This window comes from Bradyrhizobium sp. 23AC, assembly GCF_054863025.1.
The window spans coordinates 1-249 of sequence record NZ_JAVAYN010000254.1 but is presented as its reverse complement, the minus strand read 5'-3'; the positions used below and the strand labels follow the sequence as shown (position 1 = coordinate 249).

The following is a 249-nucleotide window of genomic DNA, read 5'->3' as shown; positions in this document are numbered from 1 at the left end:
AGTGCGGCAGTGAACAACGAAATCGAGTCCTTAACCTACTACGCGGCGACCAAAAAATACGATCTGCGCTTCCCGACGCTGGAAGAGGATCTGGACGTCGACGTGGTGATCATCGGCGGCGGCTTCTCCGGCATCAACACCGCGCTGGAGCTGGCGGAGAAGGGCATCACCAACATCGCCATTCTCGAAGGCCGCTATCTGGGTTACGGCGGCACCGGGCGCAACGGCGGCCAGGTGATGGCCGGCATC

The 249-nt window shown here is 61.4% G+C and carries 1 protein-coding gene; it reads left to right on the top strand.

The annotated features are described in order from the left end of the window. Positions 1-9 precede the first annotated feature (9 nt). On the top strand, positions 10-249 hold a 240-nt coding region (locus RAD10_RS42330), incomplete at its 3' end, for an FAD-dependent oxidoreductase (RefSeq protein ID WP_461622071.1).